At 66.8% G+C, this 7,314-nt stretch carries 7 protein-coding genes; 3 read left to right on the top strand and 4 right to left on the bottom strand.

Annotated features, from left to right (window positions below; genetic code table 11):
• Window positions 1-61: 61 nt before the first annotated feature.
• Window positions 62-739, bottom strand: a complete 678-nt coding sequence (locus tag GSQ76_RS20280; RefSeq protein ID WP_158745929.1) for a response regulator transcription factor — start codon at window positions 737-739, stop codon at window positions 62-64.
• A complete protein-coding gene (locus GSQ76_RS20285; protein WP_254070523.1) occupies window positions 739-1,821 on the bottom strand; it encodes a S1C family serine protease in 1,083 nt (360 codons plus the stop codon). The genes GSQ76_RS20280 and GSQ76_RS20285 overlap by 1 nt, the downstream gene beginning before the upstream one ends.
• Before the next feature lie 178 nt (window positions 1,822-1,999).
• On the opposite strand from GSQ76_RS20285, the gene GSQ76_RS20290 reads away from it, so the two are divergent.
• Both GSQ76_RS20290 and GSQ76_RS20295 read left to right on the top strand, forming a co-directional pair.
• Window positions 2,000-2,764: an MgtC/SapB family protein gene (locus tag GSQ76_RS20290; RefSeq protein ID WP_158745931.1), complete on the top strand. Its 765-nt coding sequence runs from the start codon at window positions 2,000-2,002 to the stop codon at window positions 2,762-2,764.
• 3 nt (window positions 2,765-2,767) lie between these two features.
• Entirely contained in the window at window positions 2,768-3,667 is a 900-nt protein-coding gene (locus tag GSQ76_RS20295) for a LysR family transcriptional regulator (protein WP_158745932.1), read from the top strand.
• Between the two features lie 509 nt (window positions 3,668-4,176).
• Here the strand turns inward: GSQ76_RS20295 and GSQ76_RS20300 are convergent.
• Window positions 4,177-4,836: an SDR family NAD(P)-dependent oxidoreductase gene (locus tag GSQ76_RS20300; RefSeq protein WP_158745933.1), complete on the bottom strand. Its 660-nt coding sequence runs from the start codon at window positions 4,834-4,836 to the stop codon at window positions 4,177-4,179.
• 211 nt (window positions 4,837-5,047) lie between these two features.
• Here GSQ76_RS20300 and GSQ76_RS20305 point away from each other — a divergent pair, with 211 nt between their 5' ends.
• Window positions 5,048-5,971, top strand: coding sequence for a prephenate dehydrogenase/arogenate dehydrogenase family protein (locus GSQ76_RS20305; RefSeq protein WP_254070524.1), 924 nt, complete (start codon window positions 5,048-5,050; stop codon window positions 5,969-5,971).
• Here GSQ76_RS20305 and GSQ76_RS20310 read toward each other — a convergent pair.
• The coding region (locus GSQ76_RS20310) for an ATP-dependent helicase C-terminal domain-containing protein (protein WP_272482685.1) at window positions 5,880-7,314 on the bottom strand (1,435 nt) is incomplete at its 5' end. The two genes, GSQ76_RS20305 and GSQ76_RS20310, sit on opposite strands and share 92 nt — an antisense overlap.

A 7,314-nucleotide genomic window follows, 5' to 3' on the forward strand; every position in this document is an offset into this window, starting at 1 on the left:
ATCGCCAGCCGCAGCCCGGCGGATCGCCACAGGCTGGGCCGGTCGCGCGGCGCCGTCGCGGTCACTCCGCGCGGATCATGTAGCCCGAGTTGCGGACCGTGTGCAGCAGCACCGTCGGGAAGGGCTTGTCGATCTTCTGCCGCAGGCGGCTGACATGAACGTCGATGACGTTGGTCTGCGGGTCGAAATGGTAATCCCACACACCCTCCAGCAGCATGGTGCGCGTCACCACCTGCCCGGCATGGCGCATCATGAACTCCAGCAGCCGAAACTCCCGCGGCTGTAGGTCGATCCGCTGCCCGGCGCGCCGAACGGAGCGGGACAGCAATTCCATCTCCAGGTCGCCGACGACCAACTTGGTCTGCGGACCGTCGCCTTTGCTACGCCGGGCCAGCGCTTCGACCCGGGCGAGCAATTCGGCAAAGGCAAAAGGCTTGGTCAGGTAATCGTCCCCGCCCGCCTTCAGCCCACGCACCTTCTCGTCCACCTGACCCAGTGCAGACAGGAACATCACCGGGGTGACGTTGTCCTGCGCCCGCAGCGTTTCCAGCAGCCGCAGCCCGTCGATCCCGCCCGGCAGCATCCGGTCCAGAATGATGGCGTCGAAGCTCTCGCTTGCCGCCATGAACAGCCCGTCGCGGCCGTTATCGGCGTGCTCCGCCACGTGCCCGGCCTCGCGAAGGCCCTTCAGGACGAATCCCGCGACTTCCTTATCGTCTTCGACCACCAGAATACGCATCAGCCATTACCCTCATTCGGGCGGCGACCTACCGTAACGGTCAGGTCCGAGACTTGGTTGCGCCGCTTCACTGTCAGCTTCAACGCAGTTCCCGGCGTTGTGGCGCTCACAGCTTTGATTAATTCATGTGCAGTTTCCACCGCCGCGCCATTGACGGCCGTGACGATGTCGCCAGCCGCCAGGCCGGATTTCGCCGCGGGGCCGTTGCGATCGACGCTGGCGATGATGACGCCGGTCGGCCGGGTGCGCGCCACGCCCGGTGTGGCCGGCGCATCTTGCACTGCCACGCCCAGCCAGCCGCGGTCGATATGCCCCTTCTCTCGCAGTTCGGCCACGATCTTGCGGGCGATATCGCTGGGAATGGCGAAACCGATGCCGACAGAGCCACCGGTCGGCGACACGATGGCCGTGTTCACCGCGATCACTTGGCCATCCAGATTGAACGTCGGGCCGCCGGAATTGCCCGGGTTGATCGGCGCGTCGATCTGCAGAAAATCATCGAACGGCCCGGCCCCGATATCACGCCCCCGCGCCGACACGATCCCGGCGCTGACGGAGGAGCCGAGCCCGAACGGGTTCCCCGCGGCAATGATCCAGTCCCCCACCTCGACCTTGCTGGAATCGCCCCAGGTGACGGCGGGCAGGGATGGCGCGCCATCTACCTTGATCACGGCGATGTCGGTCAGCTCGTCGGTCCCGATCACCTTGGCCGGCAGCTCCGTCCCGTCCGACAGCGACACGATGATCTTGTCGGCATGACCCACCACGTGATTGTTGGTGACGATCACCCCCGACGAGTCGATCACGAAGCCCGACCCGGCGCCCTGCACCTGGTCCCTGCGGGTGCGGAGGCGGTCGCGGAACTGCTTTTCCAACGGCGTACCCCGCAGCGCCGGCGGTAGTTGCGAGTCGCCGCCCACGTTCTCGGTGACGGCGATGTTCACCACGGAGGGCACCACCCGCTTCACCAGGGGTGACAGTGATGGCAGCGTGCCCCGCAATAAAGCCCCGCCGCTCTGGGCGTTGGACACGTTGCAGCCCGACACCATCATGGCGGCGGCCAAAACCAGAGGGCGAATCATCGGGCGGAATCCGGGGCGACAATGGGGCATGATGCGATGGTGGCGTTTCGTGCGTCCTGCGACAAGGATGCCGCGATCCCATAGTCACAGGTTTGCGTCGCCGCCCTGCATTTGGCAGGTGTAGAGGTTGCGCCGCGTCGCGGGGCTTAAACTTTGGTCAGGTGGGACGCGAAGACCGATGGGGAGCCAGTTCGATCTGACAGGCCAAGGATTGCTCCAGCTCGAGGAACTGGCGCTCGCCTTCGTGCTGTCCGCCCTGGTTGGGCTGGAGCGGGAATTCCGGCAGAAAAGCGCCGGCCTGCGCACCTATACTCTGGTGGGCGTCTCGGCCGCTTTGTTCATGCTGATCTCGAAATACGGTTTCATGGATGTGCTTGTGGCCGGTCGCGTCGTGGTCGATCCGTCCCGGGTCGCGGCCCAAATCGTCTCCGGGATCGGCTTCATCGGCGGCGGCGTGATTTTCATGCGGCGCGATGTGGTGCGGGGATTGACCACCGCGGCCTCCGTCTGGCTGACGGCGGCGTTGGGCATGGCGTGCGGCGCCGGGCTGCCGATCCTGGCGCTGGCGACGACGCTCGGCCACTTCATCATCATGTTCGTCTTTCCCAAGCTCGCCCGCTTCATCCCGCAGGAGCGCCGGACGGCCACCCAGTTGCGCATTTCCTACCGCGAGGGGATCGGCCTGCTGCGCACGATCCTGATCACCTGCACCCAATTGCGCTTCGCCATCGACCAGGTGGACGTCGAGAAGAACAGCCAGGAGGCCGCGCAGGACCAGGCCGATTGGGAAGGCACCGAGATGGAGGCGGCGCGCCGCGGCACCGTGGTGCTGACCATGCGCGTGCGGGGCAAACGCCCGATTTCTCACCTTATCGCCAGCCTGTCCGAAATCGACGGCATCGTCGGGGTCGCCAACGTGGACGAAGCGGGCCAATTGGAATAGCGCATGTCCGAAATCGACCTGGCGGACCTCGATGCGTTCGTTGCCGTGGCGCGGACCCGCGGGTTCCGCAGTGCTGCGGCATTGCGCGGTGTCTCCGCCTCGTCGTTGAGCGAGGCATTGCGGCGGCTGGAGGCGCGGCTGGGGGTTCGCCTGCTGAACCGCACCACCCGCAGCGTGACGCCGACCGACGCGGGTGAGGCGTTGCTGGCCCGCCTATCCCCCGCCTTGGGGGAGGTGGCCGCCGCGCTGGAGGAAGCCGCGCAAACCCCCGACCGTGTGACCGGCACGTTGCGGCTGAACGTGCCGATCGTGGTGGCCAAGCTGGTGCTGCCGCCACTGCTCGGGCCGTTTCTGCACGCCCACCCCGGTGTGAGCCTGGAAATCCGCGCGGAGGACAATTTCATCGATGTTCTGGCTGCCGGGTTCGACGCCGGGGTGCGCTATGACGAGCGGCTGGAGCGCGACATGATCGCCGTGCCGCTCGGTCCGCGGCGCCAGCGCTACGCAACCGGGGCATCCCCCGCCTACCTCGCTGCGCACGGGCGGCCGTTGCATCCCCGCGATGTGCTCGCCCATGCCTGCATCCGCCATCGCTTCGCGAGCGGCATCACCGCGCCCTGGGAGTTCGAGCGAGACGGCCAGGTGCTGACCGTGACACCAATCGGCAAGCTGGTGGTCAGCACGATGGAACTCGGCATCAGCGCCGCGGAGCAGGGGGTCGGCCTGGTGAGCACGTTCGAGGCCGCATTGCGCCCATCCTTCGAGGCCGGGCTGTTGGTGCCGGTGCTGGAGGATTGGTGGGTCGAGTTTTCGGGCCCGTTTCTCTACTACGCCAGCCGCCGCCACATGCCGGCGCCGCTGCGCGCCTTCGTGGATTTTCTGCGCCAGCAGCCCCCCGACTAGGCGTCCGAGGTTACCCTGCAATAGCCGGGGCTGCCCGTATTGCACGCTGTTTGGACATCGATCTGTCATCGGTATGTTACGGTTTCCTTCACGACGAACCGTTAATCCTCATCGCCAAACGGTCCCAGGCCCTGTGGTGCGGTTATGATGCAGCGTTGTTCCATCCCGACTTACGATCTTCACCTGTTGTTGGTGCCGCATTGCATCCGTGCACCTGCGCCGTCGCCCGTCTCGCCCGGCAAGGTGAAACGCCGTGCATCCAGGACCATCGTGCCAGCGCCCAAGCAACCCGGTGCTCAGAAGACGTCGAGCCGACGGCTGAAGGGTTGAACACCGGCTTACCGGCCGTGACCCAGCCAGCCTGAGCGCCGGATCGGCAGGCAGGACTGTGATGTGCTTGTCATCGACTGGGCTTGCCCCGTCGATTTCATGCTGATGTCGACGGCATCGCGTGGGCAGCGCATGAGCCCCGGCCTAGCTGCCTAGCCGGCTTGTGCCTGCACCAGGCCTCACCAAGGTAGATCCTGGTTCTGGTAGTTGACGAACGCGATGCCGCCGCGTCCCCAACGTTGTTCCAGCACATCCGCGAGCCGCGGAATGCTTTGCTCGATCGACAGCGTCGCCTCGGCACCGCCCATATCGGTTCGCACCCAGCCAGGGTCGGCCGCGATATAGGTGCGGCCTTCGCTGGCCCGACGGATCGACAGGCTGCGCAGACCCATGCCCAGCGCCGCCTTGCTCATGCGATACGGCTCCCATCCAGCACGGTCATTGCCGGCGATGCTGCCCAGGCTGGACGACATCGCAACCACCATGCCATCCCGCGGCACCAGATCGGCGAACCGGTCGATGAACCGCAGCGGCGCCAGCGCATTGGTCAGCATCACCTGCGTAAAATGCGCCGGGTCGATCTCCCCGATCGGCAGCTTGTCCCCACCAATGGCGGCGCTGACGAACAACAAATCGATCTGGCGCCCCGTCATCGTTTGGCGAAACGCATCGACCGCGGCCCAGTCGGTGGTGTCGACTGCATGCAGTTCCAAACCCGTATTCGCCAGCGCCGCCGTGTCGCGCACCGTGGCGATCACGTGCCAGCCACGGGCCAGATGCTCCTCGGCCAAGGCGCGGCCCAAACCGCGGGATGCCCCAACGATCAGCATGGTCTTCATCGCTCTCTCCATCTTTTGGCACGGTGTGGTTGACGGCGCGGCGCTCTGGCCCTCATATCCGCCGCCGTGACGATCACACTCACCCTTACCGGGCTCTATTACGCACCGCTTCCATAGCGGCGGGGTGGCTTGTCATCTTTCAACCGCTGCATCGCAAGCGGTTGCACCAAGTTGGACGCCGCTGGCCTCGTGGCAATCCAGAGGTTAGACCGTGCGCAACGACATGGATACTGCAGCCCGACCACCGATCGGGACCGAATCTGAGGTTTCGATCGGGATCGAAGCTGAGGTTTCGATCGGGATCGAATCTGAGGTTTCGATCGGCATAATCGGCTTCGGCGCATTCGGGCGGTTGATCGCCCAGCATCTGCACCCGTACGCACGCCTGATCGCATACGACCTGGCGCCCGCCCCCGGAGACTGGCACGGCGCCACGCCCGGTAGCCTGGAAGAGGCCGCTGCGTGCTCGATCGTGATCTTGGCGGTGCCCGTGTCCACATTGCAGGCTACGGTCGAGGCGATTGGGCCGCTCCTGCATCCCGGCACGCTGGTATTGGATGTCGGATCGGTCAAAGTCATCCCCGCCGACATCATGCGCCGTTGCCTACCCGGCCATGTGGATATCGTGGCGACCCACCCGCTGTTTGGTCCGCAAAGCGCTCGCAATGGCATCGAGGGCCTGAAGATCGCCATCTGCCCGATCCGCGGCAAACGTGTCTGGCGCATCGCCGCGTTTGCACGCCGGGTGCTGGGCCTGCAAGTCATCCTGACCACGCCCGAAGCCCATGACCAGGAGGCCGCGATGGTCCAAGGCCTCACCCACTTGATCGCCAAAGTTCTGGTGCAGATGGAGCCGCTGCCGACGCGGATGACCACCCGCAGCTTCGAATTGCTGATGCAGGGCGTCGACATGGTGCGCAACGACGCACCGGAAGTGTTCCAGGCGATCGAGGGCTCGAACCCCTATTCGCGCCAGGTGCGCCGACGCTTCTTCGACCTGGCCTCCACACTGGATGCCCAATTGGAACACGGGCTGGCTGGACTCACCCCGGCGCTTCCGGCCAGTCGTGCCGTGGATAGCGCCCCCGCATGTCACGACGGACATCCATCCATGCCCCTGTCCAAAACCCGCTGAGGTCGCCCGTAATCGCCACCGGACGCCCGGCGGGCGATAGCAGTGCGAACTGCAACGGCACCCGGCCACCCGCCAGCAACGGCGTGGTGCGCTGGCCGTAGAACGCCTGCGCCCGGGCCGACGCCAGCGGCACCGGTGGCAGATAGTCGATCGCCGCCCGGCCGCCGGGTAGCGGCAGATGGGTCGGCAAATCCCGATCCAACCGGCTCGCATGGTCCCAGCCCAGCAGCCCGCGCAGCAATGCGTGCAAATCCAGCTTGGCGGCGTCGGCCAGTTTCATCGTGCCCAGCAGATGTGGCGCCAGCCATTCCCGCACGCTGGCCGTCAGCGATGCGTCGGACAGGTCGGGCACTGCCGGGTCGATTCCGCGCAGCAGGGCGGCGCGGGCCTGAAGCTGCCGTGCAGAGTCGGTCCAATCCAGCACCTCCAGCTTGCGCCCGGCTGCATCGGCCAGGATCAGCGCCGTTTCCTGCGGATCGGCCGGTATCGTCTTGTCCTCCAGCACCAGCGCGCCCAACCGGCGGCGGCGTCGCGACAGCACCGTGCCGGAGACGGAGTCGAACCCACTCTCCACCGTCTCGGTAATCCGCTCCGCCGGCAGGTCCGCGATATCCAGCGGCGCCGCCAACCGAATGCGCGCGGAAGCGCCCAATTCCAGCGCCCCGATCGCCAGCAGCGATGCCTTGGCCAGTGGGTCACCGGGCGGCAGTTTCGCGCCGCCGCCGCCCGACAGCCGAAACGACCCGATCTCCCCGCGCCGCTGCGCGATTCGGTCGGGGAAGGCCGCAGCTAGCAGTGGCGCCGGGTCGCCGGAGGCCGGCGCCGTGGTGCGAAGCCGGCGGCGATACTGCGCGGCGGCCTGTTTGATGCGGGACAGCGCGCCCCGATCGGCATCCCGTCGCCCCGCCAGTGCCTCCAGCCGCAGCGTCACATCCGCCGGTGCATCGCGCTCGCGCATCGGGTCGCGTTCTTCCAGCAGCGCGGCCAAATCGGCCGCCAGGGATTGTGTCGTGGCCGACTTGGCCGCCAGCATCATCGCTGCCAGGCGCGGATGCGCACCCAAATCCGCCATGCGCCGGCCCAGCGGCGTGATGGCGTCACCCTTCATCGCGCCCAGATCGGCCAGCAACGTGCGCGCGGCGGCCAATGGGCCGGCAGCCGGTGGGTCGGGGAACGGTAGCGCCTCGGGCGGGGTGCCCCAGGACAGGCAATCCAGCACCAGCCCGCTCAACTCTGCCTCCATGATCTCCGGCCGGTCGAACGGGGCCAGGCCGCGATGCGCTGCCTCCGTCCACAGGCGGACCGCCACGCCCGGCGCCTCCCGCCCCGCGCGGCCGGCGCGC

The organism is Acidisphaera sp. L21 (genome assembly GCF_009765685.1).
GTDB lineage: Bacteria > Pseudomonadota > Alphaproteobacteria > Acetobacterales > Acetobacteraceae > LMUY01.